A 17726-nucleotide genomic window follows, 5' to 3' on the forward strand; every position below is an offset into this window, starting at 1 on the left:
ACATCACGTGTCAAAGAAACGATTATATGAAATCGCAAAAGAGGTTGGTGTAGAGAGCAAAGTTGTTGTTGCAAAAGCTCAAGAACTTGGTCTTTCTGTGAAGAGCCACTCCTCATCAGTTGAAGAAGCTGATGCTAATCGTATCACTTCAAGTTTAAAAGGGGGAGCTGTTAAGGCTGAAAGTAAGCCAGCTTCCAAAGTGGCACCTGCTCCTAAAGAGGAAAAGGTAGCGCCTAAGGTTGTTGAGGCTCCTGCTTCGAAACCAACTCCTGCTAAGGAGTCTCCAAAGGCTGAGGCAAAGGAAACACCTGCGACTCCAAAGAAACCACAAAGCCGTAACTTTAAGGCAGAACGTGAAGCGCGTGCCAAGGCAGAAGCAGAACGTCGTCAAAATGGCGGAGGCCGTGACAACCGTAATCGTAACCGAAAACAACAAGGAAACGATCAAGGTAAACGTCAGAATAATGATCGTCGCAACCAAAATGGAAATGGTCAAGGAAACCGTAACAATGGAAACCGCGATAACAAGAGTAATCGTGACCGTAATTTCCAAGGTAAACAGCGCAATGATCAAGGTCGCAATAAACGTAACGATGCTGCCCGTAACAATCAGGCAGGACCACGTATTGACTTTAAAGCGCGTGCAGCAGCCTTGAAAGCAGAGCAAAATGCAGAGTATTCACGTCAAAGTGAAACACGCTTCCGTGAAGAAAAAGCTGCAGAGCAACGCCGAGCGAAAGAGCAGGAAAAGGCAAGAAAAGAAAAACAACAGGCTGAAGTCGCTGCTCAAAAAGCAGTTGCTGAAGCTAAGCCAGCTCCAAAACCAGCACCGGCTGCACAAGAACAAGATACACGTCGTAAAAAGGCACGTCCAGATAAATCACGTGATAATCGTCGCGAGAATGAAGATGGACCTAAGCAAACAAGAAATAATAAGTGGAATAATCAAAACCAAGTGAGAAATCAACGAAATAGTAACTGGAACAAAAACAAAAATAAAAAAGGTAAAAATAACCGTGGTAATTCAGCTCCAAAACCAGTAACAGAGCGTAAATTCCATGAATTACCAAAAGAATTTGAATACACTGAAGGCATGACGGTTGCAGAAATCGCAAAACGTATTAAACGCGAACCAGCTGAAATCGTTAAGAAACTCTTCATGATGGGCGTTATGGCAACTCAAAACCAATCTCTTGACGGGGATACCATTGAGTTGTTGATGGTTGACTATGGTATTGAGGCAACCAAGAAAGAAGAAGTCGATAATGCTGATATCGAACGTTTCTTTGTTGACGAAGATTACCTTAACAAAGATGCTATGGTAGAACGTGCACCAGTTGTTACTATCATGGGACACGTTGACCATGGTAAAACAACCCTTCTTGATACCCTTCGTAACTCACGTGTTGCGACTGGAGAAGCTGGTGGTATCACACAGCATATTGGTGCCTACCAAATTGAAGAGGGTGGTAAGAAAATCACCTTCCTTGATACTCCTGGACACGCGGCCTTTACATCTATGCGTGCCCGTGGTGCTTCTGTTACAGATATTACTATCTTGATTGTAGCTGCGGATGACGGTGTAATGCCACAAACGATTGAAGCTATCAACCACTCTAAGGCTGCGGGTGTTCCAATCATTGTTGCGATTAACAAGATTGATAAACCAGGCGCTAACCCAGAACGTGTTATCGGTGAATTGGCTGAGCATGGAGTCGTTTCAACAGCATGGGGTGGCGATAGTGAATTCGTTGAAATCTCAGCTAAATTTGGTCAAAATATTGAAGAGTTGCTTGAAACCGTTCTTCTTGTGGCTGAAGTGGAAGAGCTTAAAGCGGATCCAAGTGTTCGTGCTATCGGTACTGTTATCGAAGCTCGTTTGGACAAAGGTAAAGGTGCAGTTGCTACCCTACTTGTTCAACAAGGTACCTTGCATGTTCAAGACCCAATCGTTGTTGGTAATACTTTCGGACGTGTCCGTGCTATGACCAATGATCTTGGCCGTCGTATTAAGACTGCTGCGCCTTCAACACCAGTTTCAATTACTGGTTTGAACGAAGCGCCTATGGCGGGTGACCATTTTGCCGTTTATGAAGATGAAAAAGCAGCTCGCGCAGCCGGTGAAGAACGTGCCAAACGTGCCCTTATGAAACAACGTCAACAAACACATCGTGTTAGCCTTGATAACCTCTTTGACACCCTTAAAGCTGGTGAATTGAAGACTGTTAATGTTATCATCAAGGCTGACGTACAAGGTTCTGTTGAAGCCTTGGCAGCGTCACTTCTTAAGATTGATGTTGAGGGTGTTCGCGTTAATGTTGTTCACTCAGCAGTAGGTGCTATCAACGAATCTGATATTACTCTTGCGGAAGCTTCAGATGCCGTTGTCATCGGATTTAACGTTCGTCCTACACCACAAGCACGTCAACAAGCGGAAACTGATGAAGTTGAAATTCGTCTTCACAGCATCATCTACAAGGTTATCGAAGAAATCGAAGATGCCATGAAAGGGATGCTTGATCCTGAGTTTGAAGAAAGAGTCATTGGTGAAGCTATTATCCGTGAAACCTTCAAAGTTTCTAAAGTCGGAACAATCGGTGGGTTCATGGTTACTAGTGGTAAAATCACTCGTGATTCAAGTGCCCGTGTGATTCGTGATGGTGTCGTTATTTTTGATGGTAAATTGGCAAGCTTGAAACACTTTAAAGATGACGTTAAAGAAGTCGGAAACGCTCAAGAGGGTGGTTTGATGATTGAAAACTACAACGATATTAAAGTTGATGACGTTATCGAAGCTTACATTATGGAAGAAATTAAACGTTAATTTTGTTAGCTTTAAAAAGCTTACTTAGGAGATAAAGCTAGGTCATCTGGCCTGGCTTTTGTTCCATCATAATAAGAGAGAAAGGATAAGACTATGGGAAATTCATTTCGTGTAGACCGTGTTGGTATGGAAATCAAACGTGAGGTCAATGAAATTCTTCAAAAGAAAGTTCGTGATCCACGTGTACAAGATGTCACTATCACAGATGTGCAAATGCTTGGCGATTTGTCAGCTGCTAAGATTTTTTACACTATTCATTCAACCTTGGCCTCAGATAACCAAAAAGCACAAACTGGTCTTGAAAAGGCTACTGGGACAATCAAGCGTGAACTTGGTAAAAAATTAACTATGTATAAGATTCCAGATTTGACCTTCATTAAGGATGAATCTATCGAATACGGTAATAAAATTGATGAGATGCTTCGTAATTTGGAGCGTAAAGACTAAGAAAAAATTCCTGTCAGTTATGGCAGGAATTTTGCGTTATAATAGAATAAAAAGGAGGACTTCGATGAAAGTAACGGTCTATTTGGGAGCTAATATGGGTGACAATCCTAGCTTTAAGAAAGCAACGATTGCCTTGGGTCAGTGGATTGCTAAAAATGGGCATACCCTAGTCTATGGTGGCAGTAAGATGGGACTTATGGGAGTTCTTGGTGATACGGTTTTGGAAAATGGGGGACAGGCTCATGGCATTATGCCACAATTCCTCAAAGATAGGGAGATAGCCTATGAGGGATTGACTTCAATGACCATAGTAGAAACCATGGCGGAACGAAAGACTGCCATGCTAGAGCAAGGAGACCTCTTCATCGCCCTTCCAGGAGGTCTAGGAACACTGGAAGAAATTTCTGAAGCTATTGCAGCTGCTCGCGTCGGTAAGCTGGACAAACCCTGTGTTTTCTTTAATCTCAATGGCTATTATGATGCTATGAAAACAATGTTGGATACCATGGTTACTCATGACTTTTTAGAGACTGAAACAGCAGTAAAATTCCTCTTTACAGATGATTTTTCAGAAATCGAAGCTTTCGTCCAGTCTTACACGCCTCCTCAATTGAGACGTTATCGGTAGTATTGCTTTAATTAAATGTTTACAAATATTTCTTAGCGACTTCAATATCACCAGCATAGTTATCACGTTTCCCATTTACGATTTGGAAAGCATCAGCACCTTTACCGGCAATAACCACAGCGTCTTTGGAGTCTGTAGTCTCAGACATTGCTGTTTTGATTGCTTCTTCTCGATCAACAATGATACGTACCTCACGGTTGATGTGACTGGCAATTTCTTGACAGATAGCAAGAGGATCCTCCTTGTTAGGATCGTCGGCTGTTAGGAAGATATCAACATCAGGGTAGGTATTGAGGACATGTCCGAAGTCTTTACGACGACTTTCACCTTTATTTCCAGGAGCCCCTAGAATTAGGCTAATATGGCCATCTTGATGGCTGGTTACGACTTGTAAGAGCTTATCTAGGCTATCTCCATTGTGAGCATAGTCCACAAAAACCTTGGCTCCTTTAGTTTGTGTAAGAACTTCCATACGCCCTGGAACAGAGGTCTGAGCAATCCCTTCTTTGATGTCTTGAAGGCTAGCTCCAAGACGTAGGCAGGCTAGACCTGCAGCCATAGCATTGTCCTGGTTAAAGTCACCGATAAGTTGGATATCATAGTCGCCGGCTAATTTCCCACTTGCCTTAAAGCTAAAACCTGAGCCATGTTTAACAGCATTGTCGGAGTTTTTACCATAGAAGTCATACTCTTTATCCGCAACTTCCTCAGCGACAAAAGCAAAGTGATCCATACCGCTATTGACGATAACAACTCGACTGTTTTCCAAGAGAAGACGCTTATGGTAGAAGTAGTCTTCAAAGGTTGGATGTTCAATAGGTCCAATATGGTCTGGGCTGATGTTAAGAAAGACACCTACATCAAAAGTCAGTCCATAGACACGCTTAGTCAGATAGGCTTGACTTGAGACTTCCATAATCAGATGGGTCATGCCATTATCAACAGCTTCAGCCATCATACGGAAAAGGTCCAAACTCTCAGGTGTTGTTAAGGTAGACTTGAAGAAGTTTTTTCCGTCTAGTGTCGTGTTCATGGTTGAAAGCATAGCAGGTTTATGACTTTGCTTGAGAATATTGAAGGCAAAGTAGGCTGCTGTTGTTTTCCCTTTTGTCCCAGTAAAAGCCAGCAATTTTAGTTTGTCTTGGGGGTATTGGTAGAAGGCCTGAGCAACGAGGCTCATAGCCTGCTTGATATCTGTTACGATAATGACAGGAATTCCCACTTGATAATCTTTTTCAGCCACGTAGAAACTCAAGCCAGCTTTGACAGCATTCTCTAAAAATTCAGGCTTAAAGGCAGCCCCTTTGGCAAAAAAGAGGGAAGATGGTGTGACATCACGACTGTCGTAAGAAAGATGATCAAAAGTCACTCCAGTCCATGAATAGTAGTAGTTGTCTTGGTCAATAATATCTCTAAAATTACGGTCCTTTTTGAGAACCTCTAGAACTTGTTCAATAGTAATCATAGTTCCTATTTTAGCCTTAATGTTCTTGTTTTACAAGTCACAGCCAAAAGTTTATAATAAACTAGATTATATTTTATTCTTTAGAAAGAAAGTTATGACTGAAACTAAAACTGACACACAGCAGCAGCAGATGCTAAGAGGGACGGCGTGGATGACAGCATCCAATATTATCAGTCGTCTATTAGGGGCACTTTACATTATTCCTTGGTATGCTTGGATGGGTAAACAGGGCGACCAAGCCAATGCCCTCTTTGGTCAAGGGTATAACATTTATGCCCTTTTCCTTTTGATTTCTACAGCAGGGATTCCAGTCGCAATTGCCAAACAGGTGTCTAAATACAATACTCTTGGAAAGATGGAGACGAGTTTCTTCTTACTCAAGCGTATCTTGTATTACATGATTGGTCTCGGCTTGATTTTTGGCGTTTTCATGTACTTTGCTTCGCCGTGGATGTCTTACCTTTCTGGGGGAGACGAGGATTTGGTTCGCGTAATGCGTAGTCTCTCTTGGGCAGTTGTTATTTTCCCATCTATGTCTGTTTTACGAGGCTTTTTCCAAGGCTTTAACAACATGAAGCCATATGCCTTAAGTCAGATTGCGGAGCAGATTATCCGTGTTATTTGGATGCTGTTGGCGACCTTCTTCATCATGAAAATCGGGACAGGCGATTATGTGACAGCAGTTGTCCAATCGACTTTTGCTGCTTTCATCGGTATGCTGGCTAGTTATGGGGTGCTTTTCTTCTACCTTTGGAAGGAAGGTAAGCTCAAGAGTCTTTTTGGTAAGCAGGCCGTTCATCCTGATATCAATCCAACTGCAATTGTTATTGAAACCTTTAAGGAAGCCATTCCTTTCATTATCACTGGGTCAGCGGTCCAACTTTTCCAGTTGATTGACCAATGGACCTTTATCCGTACTATGGAGAAGTTTACAAGCTATAGTAACAGTCAGCTTCAGGTTCTCTATGCTTACTTGTCTTCAAACCCAAGTAAGATTACTATGATTTTGATTGCCGTTGCTATTTCTATTGCTGGAGTTGGGATTCCACTCCTGACAGAAAATATGGTTAAGAAGGATCTTAGGGGAGCGGCTAAACTGATTATCAATAACCTACAGTTGCTTTTGCTCTTTATTGTACCTGCCATTGCAGGATCAGTGATTCTGGCTAAACCACTCTACACAGTTTTTTACGGGGCACCAGATAGCCAGGCCCACTTGCTCTTTGTAGCCAGTCTGATTCAAGTGATTTTCTTGGCCTTGTATAGCGTTTTAGCACCTATGCTTCAGGCAATCTTTGAAACCCGTAAAGCTATCAACTATTTTGCGATTGGGGTTTTAGTTAAGGGAATCTTACAGTTACCATTGATTATTTTCCTAGGAGCTCTTGGACCAGTTATTTCAACAGCCATCGGCTTAGGTGTTCCAATTGCTCTGATGTATAATCGCCTCCACACTGTTACGCACTTTAGTCGTAAGACAGTGTTTAGAAAAGCCTTACTCATCTGTATCCTTACAGTGCTCATGGCTATTCCAGTTGCAGTCTTCTATGGGGTGTTCCAGTTTGTACTTTCACCAACAAGCCGTGTGGGCAGTGTGATTTACTTGATCATTGGAGGAGGCCTTGGAATTGGTGTCTATGGCGTTCTTGCTCTTGTAACTCGTATGGCTGACCAATTGCTTGGCACCCGAGCAGCTAGCCTACGTGCTAAATTACATATTAAATAAAATCTAAAACCAAGTCTTGTGGCTTGGTTTTTCTTTTCAACCTTTTCTGAAAAAGGAGTATAATAGTGGTGAAAAAATGAAATCGTTTTAATGATTTAGAATCGAGGAAAGGACTATGACTGATTCTAGACAAGAAAAGATAAAATTAGGGACCTATCCTCCTGAACAAGTTTACCAAGTCTTGCAGACAAGCCGTCAAGGTTTGAGCTCACAAGAGGTTAAGGAGAGACAGGCGACTTATGGACCTAACCAATTGAAGGAAAGTAAGACGGAGCCTATTTGGCTGACCTTTTTCAGACATTTTACTAGTCTCATGGCTCTCTTATTGTGGGCTGGTGGCTTTATCGCTATGCTCTCTCATAGCTTAGAGTTGGGGATTGCAATTTGGTTGGTCAACATTATTAATGGTCTCTTTAGCTTTATTCAAGAATATAGAGCAAGTCAGGCTACGGCAGCTCTTAACAAGCTTCTTCCATCTTATGCGCGAGTTCTTCGTGATGGTAAGGAGGACAAGATTCTAGCTCAAGACTTGGTGCCAGGTGACTTGGTTTTCATTGAAGAAGGGGACCGTATTTCTGCTGATGGACGCTTGGTCACTGTGACAGATTTGCAGGTTAATCAATCGGCCCTCACTGGTGAGTCTAATCCTATTTATAAGTCAGATCAAGCAGATTTGACTCCCGACAAGACTGAGTTAGAATATGACAATATGGTATTTGCAGGGACGACAGTCTCTTCTGGTTCTGGACATTTTATAGTATCTGCTATCGGTATGAAAACTGAGTTCGGACAAATTGCAGACTTGACGCAAAACCTAGCTCAGGAAAAAAGTCCACTGCAAAAGGAACTAGACCATTTAACCAAACAGATTTCGGTCATCGCAGTATCTGTAGGTCTCTTCTTTATGGTGGCAGCGACTCTATTTGTCCATCAGCCCTTGTCTCAAGCCTTTATTTTTGCATTGGGGATGATTGTGGCCTTTATTCCAGAGGGACTTCTTCCCACAGTTACTCTCTCTCTAGCCATGGCAGTTCAGCGTATGGCTAAGGATCATGCTTTGGTTAAGAAGTTGTCCTCGGTAGAGACGCTAGGAGCAACTTCTGTTATTTGTTCGGATAAAACAGGGACTTTGACGCAAAATGCTATGACGGTTAACCACCTGTGGACCTTGTCAGACAGTTATGGGGTAACTGGGCTAGGTTACGCACCGGAAGGGCAGATTGAGCAGGAAGGACAACCTGTTTCTCTTGAAGAAAATGAGCTCCTTAATCGTTTGGTCCGATTCTCACATTTGGCTAGTAATGCTCAAGTTGTAGCTCCTAGTGCTGATAATCCCAATTATACGATTTTAGGTGATCCGACGGAGGCTTGTCTTAATGTTCTTGTTGAAAAAGCAGGAATTAATTTAAATGACAATCATACTTGGGCCCCTCGAATCAAGGAAATTCCCTTTGATTCTGATCGTAAACGGATGACAACAGTGCATAAGCTTGAGTCAGGATTAGATGGTAGTTATCATATATCTATCACCAAAGGTGCTCCAAAAGAAGTGATGGAGCTTTGCTCAGATTACTTTGATAATCAAGGGCTGATTAAATCATTGACAGCTACTGAGCGTCAGGTTATCCTTGCAGCTAATGATAAGTTTGCCCGTGATGGTCTACGTGTTTTAGCTGTGGCCTATAGACCTTTAGATAGCGAGCATATTGGAGAAGACCGGTGGGACATGCAGACCCTGGAGGACAATATGGTCTTTCTAGGTTTAGTTGCCATGAGTGATCCTCCACGTCAGGGGGTGCGAGAGGCTATTGAAAAATGCCATAGAGCCAGTATTCGTATTATCATGGTGACAGGTGACTATGGTTTGACAGCTCTTAGCATTGCCAAGAAAATCGGAATTGTACAAGGGGATGACGCGCGTGTTGTTTCGGGACTTGAACTAGCTACCATGGATGACGACCAGCTCAAAGAAGCGCTTAAAGGGGAAATTGTTTTTGCTCGTGTGGCTCCTGAACAAAAATACCGTGTGGTCAATGCACTTCAGGAGCTTGGTGAGGTTGTCGCTGTTACTGGTGATGGTGTTAATGATGCCCCTGCCCTTAAAAAAGCTGATATCGGTGTAGCTATGGGGGTATCAGGAACCGATGTTGCCAAGGAATCTGCGGATATGATCTTAACAGATGATCATTTTGTTTCGATTGTACATGCTGTTGAAGAAGGTCGTGCGGTTTATAGAAATATTCAAAAATTCCTGACTTATATTTTTAATTCCAATACACCTGAAGCTGTACCCTCTGCTTTCTTCTTGTTCTCTTTGGGACGCATACCTCTTCCCTTAACGGTTATGCAAATCCTAGCTATTGACTTGGGGACAGATATGGTACCTGCTTTGGGATTGGGGGTTGAACCACCTGAAGAAGGAGTGATGGATAAGCCACCAAGACGTTTATCAGACCGCTTACTCAATCGCCAACTATTGATTAAAGCTTTTGTCTGGTATGGACTGATTGAAGCAGCCTTAGCTATGGGGGCTTTCTTCCTTAATTATTGGGTTAATCAAGGTAACTTAAACCATTTGGCTAGCTCAGGTCCTCTCTACCGAGAGGCAACCACAATGACCTTAGGTGCTATTATCTTTACCCAAATTGGTATGGCTATGAATAGCCGTAAGGGTAGGGGATCTATTTTCCAAATTAAAGCATTTGCTAATCGGATTATTAGCTTAGGGATTGTTTTAGAAATTGTTCTCTTTATCATCCTGTCTTACGTGCCTTTCTTCCACGCGCTATTTAACACTGCGCCTGTTGGACTTGATGATTGGCTCTATTTACTCGCTTGTCCGTTTGTTATTATGGCTTTGGAAGAAACCAGATATCGCCTATTTGATAAAAAGTAAGTCATTGGCTTACCTCGAATTGAAGCAAGATTTTTAAATCATTTCTGAGCGCTTGAAACGATGATGTTTCAGGCGTTTTTTGACGTTTGAAAACCTACTCTCGATAATCTCAAAAATTGGGCTTATTTTAAATTATAGCTAGTAGCTATCTGTATGTTTAGGTTATAGAAATAAACTATAACTAACTATCAAGAATCCGTATGATGAACTTACCATTATTTTCAGAAAATAGTGATAAAATAGAGGTCATAGATATGGAGTATATCCACTTTACCATGTAGAAAGGGCGCATTATGACACAAGAATATCAATTAGAAACCATTTTGGCACACGCAGGAATCAATTCGGATGAAGCAACAGGAGCCTTGGCTTCACCAATTCATTTTTCAACAACTTACCAACATCCAGAATTTGGCCATTCTACTGGTTTTGACTATACACGAACTAAAAATCCAACACGCGCAACAGTGGAAAAAACACTTGCAGCTATTGAAAAAGCAGATTATGCTATTGCGACAAGTTCAGGGATGAGCGCCATTGTTTTGGCCTTTGAAATTTTCCCAGTAGGCAGTAAGGTTGTAGCTGCGCGTGATCTTTACGGGGGATCTTTCCGTTGGTTTAATGACAAGGAAAAAGAAGGTCGTTTCTTTTTTGAATACACAAATACAGAAGATGAGATGATCGCGGCTATTACAGAAGATACCGATATTGTCTACATCGAAACACCGACAAACCCACTTATGATTGAGTTTGATATTGAAAAAGTGGCAAAAATTGCTCATGATAAGGGTGCAGTGGTTATTGTTGATAATACTTTCTATAGCCCAATCTATCAAACACCGATTACTCAAGGTGCTGATATCGTTGTACATTCAGCTACTAAATACCTATCAGGTCATAATGATGTTTTGGCTGGTGTTGTTGTGACTAGCAACCAAGAATTCTACGATAAACTTTATTATAACCTCAATACGACTGGTCCTACCTTGTCACCATTTGATAGCTATATGCTTATGCGTGGTCTTAAGACCTTAAAACTTCGTATGGAGGCATCAACAGCCAATGCTCAAGAAGTTGTTGCTTTCTTAGAAAAGTCAGCAGCTGTTAAGGAAGTTCTTTACCCAGGCAAGGGTGGTATGATTTCCTTTAAAGTGGCTAATCAAGACAAGATTCCAACTATTATCAATTCCCTAAAGGTCTTTACTTTTGCGGAGAGCTTAGGTGGTGTCGAGAGCTTGATTACCTACCCAACGACACAAACCCACGCAGATATTCCAAGTGATGTGCGTGCTTCCTATGGTTTGACAGACGACTTGCTTCGTCTTTCAATTGGTATTGAAGCAGCACAAGATTTGATTGCTGACTTGGAAAATGCCCTTAGTCTTTAAGGAGTTATCTATGACACGTTATGACTTTACAACACAACCAAATCGTTTGGATCAAAATACCATGAAATGGCACGAAGCCGAAAGTGATCCAGAACTACTTGAGCTTTGGGTTGCTGATATGGACTTCCTACCTGTTCCTGAGATTAGGGATGCAGTTATCAACTATGCTGAGACACATATTTTTGGTTATCCTTATCCAAGTGAAGAGCTTTATCAGTCCATCATTAATTGGGAAAAAAATCAACACGGTTACGTCGTTGATAAAGAGAGTATTGTTCTCATTGAAGGTGTTGTTCCAGCTATTTCAACAGCTATTCAAGCCTTTACCAAAGAAGGTGATGCTGTTCTCATCAACACACCAGTTTATCCACCTTTTGCTCGTTCTGTCCGCTTGAATAATCGTCGGTTGATTGAAAATAGTCTTGTTAAGGTTAATGGCCATTTCGAAATTGATTTTGAACAATTGGAACGTGATATCGTCGATAATGAGGTTAAACTTTATGTTTTCTGTAGCCCACATAACCCAGGTGGGCGTGTCTGGACCAAAGAGGAATTGACTAAGGTGGCAGATTTGTGTCAGAAATATGGTGTCCTCTTGGTATCTGATGAAATCCACCAAGACTTAGCCCTATATGGGAATAAGCACATCTCTATGAATACTATTTCAGATGCTTACAAGGACTTTACCTTGGTGCTTAGTTCGGCTACTAAAACCTTTAATATTGCTGGTACCAAAAACAGTTTTACCATTATCGAAAATGAAGACTTACGTAAAGCCTTTAAACAAAAGCAATTGGCAAATAATCAACATGAAATTCCAACCATTGGTTTGATTACCACCCAATCAGCTCTGACCTACGGGAAACCTTGGTTAGAGGAATTGAAAACTGTCTTTGAAACTAATATTGACCTTTTAACCAAAGAACTTAGTGAAAAGACTAATATCAAGGTCATGAAACCTGAGGGAACTTACTTGGTTTGGCTTGATTTTTCAGCCTATGATCAAGACCATAATGAACTTGGACGTTTGCTTAAAGAAGAAGCCAAGGTAGTGCTAAATGACGGTATTACTTTTGGTTCCGAAGGAGAAAAGCATTTCCGCTTTAACGTAGCTACGCCAACTACAGTTGTTGCAGAAGGGGTTAAACGTCTCGTTTCTGTCTTTGGAAAATAAGAAAAGTGATGCTATTTGCATCACTTTTCTTATTCTTATGAGTGTACATCGTAGATTTTCAAGTTGAGTAGAAGATTTTCCTGAGTGGAGAAGACCTTGACATCCTGCCTGCCAGAGGTATTAAATCTGGCTAAAGTGTAGGTTTGGCCATTGGGGAAGAAAATTTCCAAGCTACGATTGTCTGTAATAAGCGTTATAGTGATATTATCAGTTTCCTTATAGTGACTGTCAGCTTTATAACCTTGACCGTTACCCAAGAGACCATCGTAATAGTAAGAAGAGGCAGTTTGACTACCATCCATGCTGTTATTCAGTTCAGCAGCATAGGCAGAGACCTGATAGGTACCACTTGTTATTTGGTAGGCGATTTTAACGTAATCAGAGCCTTGCCAGATATCAATGTAGATATAGCCTCCTTCTTTCTTAATATTTGAAAAATGCAGTTGGTAATACCCTGAACTATTTTTTCCAGCAAGATCAAGAAGGCCATTAGCATTCTGATTGTGACTTTTATCAATCCAAGGTTTTCTATTGTCACTGGTGAGTGGCCTTTGACTCGAAATGTTGCCGTTTTGATTTTTGAGGGTTAATTGTTCATTTTTATAGAGGGGGGCGGACTGAATAATACCGTCCTTATCCAGTTGTAGCTTTCTGGGTGTAGCGTAAAATCCGATAGTTTTTAGAAAATCACTCTTGGCCTCTTGGTCACTGTGAATGCCTGACGTGAAGTAGTTCCAATTACCAACCCAGCCAAGACTGATAAGGTTATGGTTGCTTTCTTCAATTCGATCGCTTCCAGTGAAGTTAGCGCCATAATAGTCTGAGCCTTGATCTAAGCGTTTCGTTTCTGTGTCTGCAATAAATAAGCCGTTATCATCTAAATGCCCTACAGTATAGTAGGTTCCAGTTGTTTCACCTGAGGCTGTATCCTTAGCTCCAAAAAAGAGAACTTGCTTGTCCCGACCATCAGTTGTTGTCATTGTTTTTAGAACGGGACACTCGATAGGAGCGTTGTCCTGCCAGTTACGACCCTTAAAAAATGTTTCGGGTAGGATTTTGGAGTCTCCCTTGCTATCTGCTTTGGTCCAGTTGATACCATCTTGAGATTGATAAACACCTAAGGCGTCACCTTCAGCGATATACATGAGTAATTTGTCTTTGAAGTGGAAGACATAAGGATCGCGGAAGTCTTTACCGTTATAGGATTGTTCCTTTGTCAATAAAGGTTTACCATCTTTTAAGGCATTAGTAAAGCTAGCTCCCTTGTCATTTGACGCACTAGCATAGATTGCTTGGCTTCCATCATCCATGAGTCCAGTAAAATAGGCGATAGGTTCTTCGTTTTGAATACCAGAGATAGCTTGATTATCTGTGACAACACTACCTGTCCAAGCAGAATGCCATCCTTCTTTAGAATCACCACCCTTTGCAGGTATAGCAGTCTCTTGTTTACTATAGGTGATAAAATCTTTAGTCGTTGTATGTGTCCAATCTTGACCGTTGGGTCCCAAAGGATCAGTAGCACCATCCACAGAGTGTAGAAAATAGATATCATAGTAATTTTTTTCTTGATTCCACACGATAGTCTGTAGGTCGTTAGACCATCCTTTATGAGATGCTAGATGAAAGGTTTGACTCACAGAAACCTTATTTGTTTTTTGGGAAGGATTGTTAGCGTTCTCATTTTTTATTATAAAAACAAAAAATAAAATTAAAAAAACGAGAGCTAAAATTAGAGGTGAATATTTTGATTCCATATAGTGATATTTCCTGATAAAATTACTTATTTTGTAGTTATTATTTTAACAAAAAAATAGTTTTTTACAAAAAATATAAATTTGTCATTAAAAAAAGATTGGAATTTAGATTAAAAAATGATAGAATAAAACATGTGAAAACCTAAAAGGAGAGTTTAATATGGATAGTACAGTTAATTCACAGTCAAATACAGTAGCACCAAAGCAAGCAGAGTGCAAAAAGATGCGTTATAGCATCCGTAAGGTTGCCACAGTAGGGGCAACATCAGCGCTCGTTGGTACCTTGGCATTTTTGGGTGCCACTCAGGTAAAAGCTGATCAAGTTACAGAAACAGCACCAGCGGTAGCTACTGCGACAGCAACACCAGAAACAAGCACAGCATCTCTAACGGTAGCCAGTGAAACAGCAACAAGTGTGGCAACTTCAGAAGCAGTTGAATCTTCAGTTGCACATTCAGAGGTTGCAACTACACCAGTTACAGAGACACAACCAAGCAACACAACTCCATCAGTAGTCGAAGAAAAGGCGTCTAGCACAGTAGTGACATCTTCATCAGATGCAACAACACCTTCAGCAACAGTTGCTGCGGTTTCTGCTCCAGCTCATACATCAGAGGCTGCAGTAGAAGCACCAACTTCAACAGCAAGCTCAGAAACAGCTGATACACACACTGAAGTAGCCCTTAAACCTACTGAAAACAGCGCTGCTAATGCAAACCTTAGCAAACTTAACGGTCGTATCAAGTCTATTGTTGAAGATAATATGACCTCAGATCAAATCGTTGCCTTGACTGAGGAAGAAATTAAAGCACTTAATAAAGTTGACTTTAGTGATGATGCAATCAAGGGTACAGGTACTAGCTTGACTTACCGTAACTTGAAAGATATCGTTGCTAGCTTCTTGAAGCAAGACAGCAAATTGGCAGTTCCTTACTTTAAAGCAGATACAATCATCAATATGCCTGCTTTCAACACTGTTGATGCCCAAACAATGGAAAAAGAAGAAATCGACGTTTGGGATTCTTGGCCAGTCCAAGATGCTGAGTCAGGTGTAGTAAGTAACTGGAACGGTTACCAGTTAGTCATTTCAATGGCCGGTGCACCAAATAAAAACTCAAACCACATTTACTTGCTCTATAGTAAATATGGAGATAATGACTTTACACATTGGAAAAATGCGGGTCCAATCTTTGGTTATAATGCCCTTGAAGATGACCAACAATGGTCAGGTTCAGCGACGGTAAACTCTGACGGTAGTATCCAACTTTACTACACTAAGAATGATACTAGTGGCGGTAAATTGAACTGGCAACAATTGGCTAGTGCTACACTTAACCTAGCTGTTGAAAACGATGAAGTTGTTATCAAGTCAGTTGAAAATGACCACATTCTCTTTGGTGGGGATAACTATCATTATCAAAGTTATCCAAAATTCATGAGTACTTTCAACGATGACCACAACCACGATGGAAATCCAGACCGTACAGATAACTACTGTCTTCGTGACCCACACATCATTGAAGATAACGGTAGCCGCTACCTTATTTTCGAATCAAATACAGGTGACGAAAACTACCAAGGCGAAAAACAAATCTACAACTGGTCAAACTATGGAGGAGATGACGCCTTTAACCTTAAGTCATTCCTCAATATTGTCAATAATAAACACCTTTATAACCTTGCTTCATGGGCAAATGGTTCTATTGGTATCTTGAAACTTGATGACAATGAGAAAAATCCATCTGTAGCTGAACTTTACACACCACTTGTTACTAGCCACATGGTTACTGATGAAGTAGAACGTCCAAGTGTTGTTAAGATGGGTAACAAGTATTACCTCTTCACTGCTTCACGTATCAATAAATCTACGGATGCTGAAGGTACTGTGGCAGCGCGTGAAGCTGTCGGTGATGATGTTGTCATGCTTGGATTCGTATCAGACAGCCTCCGTGGAGAATACCGTCCACTTAATGGCTCAGGTGTGGTCTTGACAGCCTCTGTACCAGCTGACTGGCGTACATCTACCTATTCTTACTATGCGGTTCCTGTTGAAGGCTCATCAGATACTCTTTTGGTAACTTCTTACATGACTAACCGTGGTGGAATTGCCGGTGCTGAGAATAAATCAACATGGGCTCCAAGCTTCCTTATCAAGATGAATGCAGATGATACTACAGAAGTTCTTCCTAAGATGACGAATCAAGGTGACTGGATTTGGGATAAATCTAGTGAAAGCTTGGTACACGTAGGCGATCAAAACAGTGCTAAATTGCCAAACGAGGACTTTAATGTAGATTATTATGCGGTATCGGGTTATGGTCTTAAACCACATACTTATCCTACAGTTGATGGTTCAACAGGCGTTTCTGAAGCTCACGGTGTCTTGACTGTAACTGTTAAAGATGGTAAAGACAAGAAGGCAGATAAGCCAGAAACACCAGTAAGTCCAACAGAAGGTAATCATTCTGTTGATGATAAGTCTAACAAACCAGATACACCTTCTAAACCAGCAGACAATAATCAACCATCAACTAATAAAGAAGATAAACCAGCAACGCCGACGAATCCAGATTCTCCAGTTCGTAATCCGTTCCCTTATTTCACAGATCGCCCATCTAATGATAATAATTCATCAGATGATTATCATGTAGAGGTTCCTGCGAAACCTTCAACAGAGGGTTCTGTGGGTGACCGTCGTCCAGTAGCTCAAGCTACAGAGATTGCGTCACCAGTACCAGAGGCTATTGTAGCAACTGGACCAACTGTTTCAACGACTCCTGTTAAAGAAGAGTCTATCACTGAAACAGAAGCTCCAAAACCAGCTAAGTCTGAAGAGGAAGTTCAGTCTCACGGAGTCGCTAAAGCTGATGAAGTAACTAAGTCTGATGAGTCAAGTAAAGACAACAATACTAAAGTTGCTGCCAAACTTGCTACGACTCCTAAGACACCAAGTGATTCAGAAGGTTCAAAGAGCAACATTCTTTCAATCTTGGCGACTATCTTTGCAGCAATTGCAAGTCTAGCTCTTCTTGGCTATGGTTTGGTCACAGGAAAGATTCATTTGCCTAAAAAATAATCCTTTTCAAAAACGTGGCACTTTTCTACCATTTGTCAAGTCTATCAAGGCTTTAAGTAAAAAAAGAGATAAGACAGTAGCTATTCTGAGGTTACTGTCTTATTTTTAACCCTTTTTTATCCATAAATGGGCATGCTAAAAAAACACCTCATCTGGTATTTTTTGAAACAAGGTGTTACAATAATACGGCATAGACAGCCTTATCGATTTTGGGTTAAAGAGTAATCGTAAAGTTTGTTATGCGTAATGAGGTAATACATTGTTCGAATGAGACGATGTATAGAGGCAATCGTATGTGGCTTAGTTGAAGCTATTGTCGATTGTCTTTTTCGTTTCTCATAAAAG

10 protein-coding genes and 1 pseudogene are annotated in these 17726 nt (G+C 41.1%); 8 read left to right on the top strand and 3 right to left on the bottom strand.

Features of this window, described 5'->3' with window-relative positions; all coding sequences use genetic code 11:
* Positions 1-7 precede the first annotated feature (7 nt).
* The 3 genes from infB (at position 8) to ACYVQ1_RS08235 (ending at position 3899) form a co-directional block, all read left to right on the top strand.
* Positions 8-2824: a translation initiation factor IF-2 gene (gene infB, locus ACYVQ1_RS08225; protein ID WP_461250379.1), complete on the top strand. Its 2817-nt coding sequence runs from the start codon at positions 8-10 to the stop codon at positions 2822-2824.
* Positions 2825-2917: 93 nt separating this feature from the next.
* Positions 2918-3271: a 30S ribosome-binding factor RbfA gene (gene rbfA / locus ACYVQ1_RS08230; protein ID WP_002883798.1), complete on the top strand. Its 354-nt coding sequence runs from the start codon at positions 2918-2920 to the stop codon at positions 3269-3271.
* A 64-nt stretch (positions 3272-3335) separates the two neighbouring features.
* Positions 3336-3899 carry an LOG family protein gene (locus ACYVQ1_RS08235; protein ID WP_461250380.1) on the top strand — a complete coding sequence of 188 codons (564 nt, stop codon included), beginning with the start codon at positions 3336-3338 and terminating at the stop codon, positions 3897-3899.
* A gap of 19 nt (positions 3900-3918) precedes the next feature.
* Here ACYVQ1_RS08235 and ACYVQ1_RS08240 read toward each other — a convergent pair whose 3' ends face one another.
* The gene (locus ACYVQ1_RS08240) at positions 3919-5364 is read right to left on the bottom strand and encodes a UDP-N-acetylmuramoyl-L-alanyl-D-glutamate--L-lysine ligase (RefSeq protein WP_461250381.1); all 1446 of its coding nucleotides are present in this window, start codon (positions 5362-5364) and stop codon (positions 3919-3921) included.
* A 94-nt stretch (positions 5365-5458) separates the two neighbouring features.
* Here ACYVQ1_RS08240 and ACYVQ1_RS08245 point away from each other — a divergent pair, with 94 nt between their 5' ends.
* The 4 genes from ACYVQ1_RS08245 to ACYVQ1_RS08260 all read left to right on the top strand — a co-directional run bounded on the left by ACYVQ1_RS08245 (position 5459) and on the right by ACYVQ1_RS08260 (position 12548).
* Positions 5459-7090 carry a putative polysaccharide biosynthesis protein gene (locus tag ACYVQ1_RS08245; protein ID WP_037610593.1) on the top strand — a complete coding sequence of 544 codons (1632 nt, stop codon included), beginning with the start codon at positions 5459-5461 and terminating at the stop codon, positions 7088-7090.
* Positions 7091-7205: 115 nt separating this feature from the next.
* On the top strand, positions 7206-9986 hold the full coding sequence (locus ACYVQ1_RS08250) for a cation-translocating P-type ATPase (protein WP_461250382.1): 2781 nt from the start codon (positions 7206-7208) through the stop codon (positions 9984-9986).
* 293 nt (positions 9987-10279) lie between these two features.
* Positions 10280-11374, top strand: a complete 1095-nt coding sequence (locus tag ACYVQ1_RS08255; RefSeq protein WP_013990081.1) for a cystathionine gamma-synthase — start codon at positions 10280-10282, stop codon at positions 11372-11374.
* A gap of 10 nt (positions 11375-11384) precedes the next feature.
* Complete coding sequence (locus ACYVQ1_RS08260; RefSeq protein ID WP_461250383.1) at positions 11385-12548, top strand: MalY/PatB family protein; 1164 nt, start codon at positions 11385-11387, stop codon at positions 12546-12548.
* A gap of 35 nt (positions 12549-12583) precedes the next feature.
* Here the strand turns inward: ACYVQ1_RS08260 and ACYVQ1_RS08265 are convergent, their stop codons facing one another.
* Positions 12584-14305, bottom strand: a complete 1722-nt coding sequence (locus ACYVQ1_RS08265) for a glycoside hydrolase family protein (protein WP_461250384.1) — start codon at positions 14303-14305, stop codon at positions 12584-12586.
* 160 nt (positions 14306-14465) lie between these two features.
* Between ACYVQ1_RS08265 and ACYVQ1_RS08270 the strand changes: the two genes are divergently transcribed.
* On the top strand, positions 14466-17381 hold the full coding sequence (locus tag ACYVQ1_RS08270; protein WP_461250385.1) for a glycoside hydrolase family 68 protein: 2916 nt from the start codon (positions 14466-14468) through the stop codon (positions 17379-17381).
* A 200-nt stretch (positions 17382-17581) separates the two neighbouring features.
* On the opposite strand, the pseudogene ACYVQ1_RS08275 reads toward ACYVQ1_RS08270, so the two are convergent.
* Positions 17582-17726 (bottom strand): annotated as a pseudogene (locus ACYVQ1_RS08275) (IS110 family transposase); the annotation flags it as partial.

Source organism: Streptococcus parasalivarius (genome assembly GCF_054785155.1).

Bases quoted from the DNA above. Each gene is read 5' to 3' on its own strand.
- ACYVQ1_RS08265 (WP_461250384.1), bottom strand. From the start codon at position 14,305: ATGGAATCAAAATATTCACCTCTAATTTTAGCTCTCGTTTTTTTAATT.
- ACYVQ1_RS08240 (WP_461250381.1), bottom strand. From the start codon at position 5,364: ATGATTACTATTGAACAAGTTCTAGAGGTTCTCAAAAAGGACCGTAAT.
- ACYVQ1_RS08255 (WP_013990081.1), top strand. From the start codon at position 10,280: ATGACACAAGAATATCAATTAGAAACCATTTTGGCACACGCAGGAATC.
- ACYVQ1_RS08245 (WP_037610593.1), top strand. From the start codon at position 5,459: ATGACTGAAACTAAAACTGACACACAGCAGCAGCAGATGCTAAGAGGG.
- rbfA (WP_002883798.1), top strand. From the start codon at position 2,918: ATGGGAAATTCATTTCGTGTAGACCGTGTTGGTATGGAAATCAAACGT.
- ACYVQ1_RS08270 (WP_461250385.1), top strand. From the start codon at position 14,466: ATGGATAGTACAGTTAATTCACAGTCAAATACAGTAGCACCAAAGCAA.
- ACYVQ1_RS08260 (WP_461250383.1), top strand. From the start codon at position 11,385: ATGACACGTTATGACTTTACAACACAACCAAATCGTTTGGATCAAAAT.
- ACYVQ1_RS08235 (WP_461250380.1), top strand. From the start codon at position 3,336: ATGAAAGTAACGGTCTATTTGGGAGCTAATATGGGTGACAATCCTAGC.
- ACYVQ1_RS08250 (WP_461250382.1), top strand. From the start codon at position 7,206: ATGACTGATTCTAGACAAGAAAAGATAAAATTAGGGACCTATCCTCCT.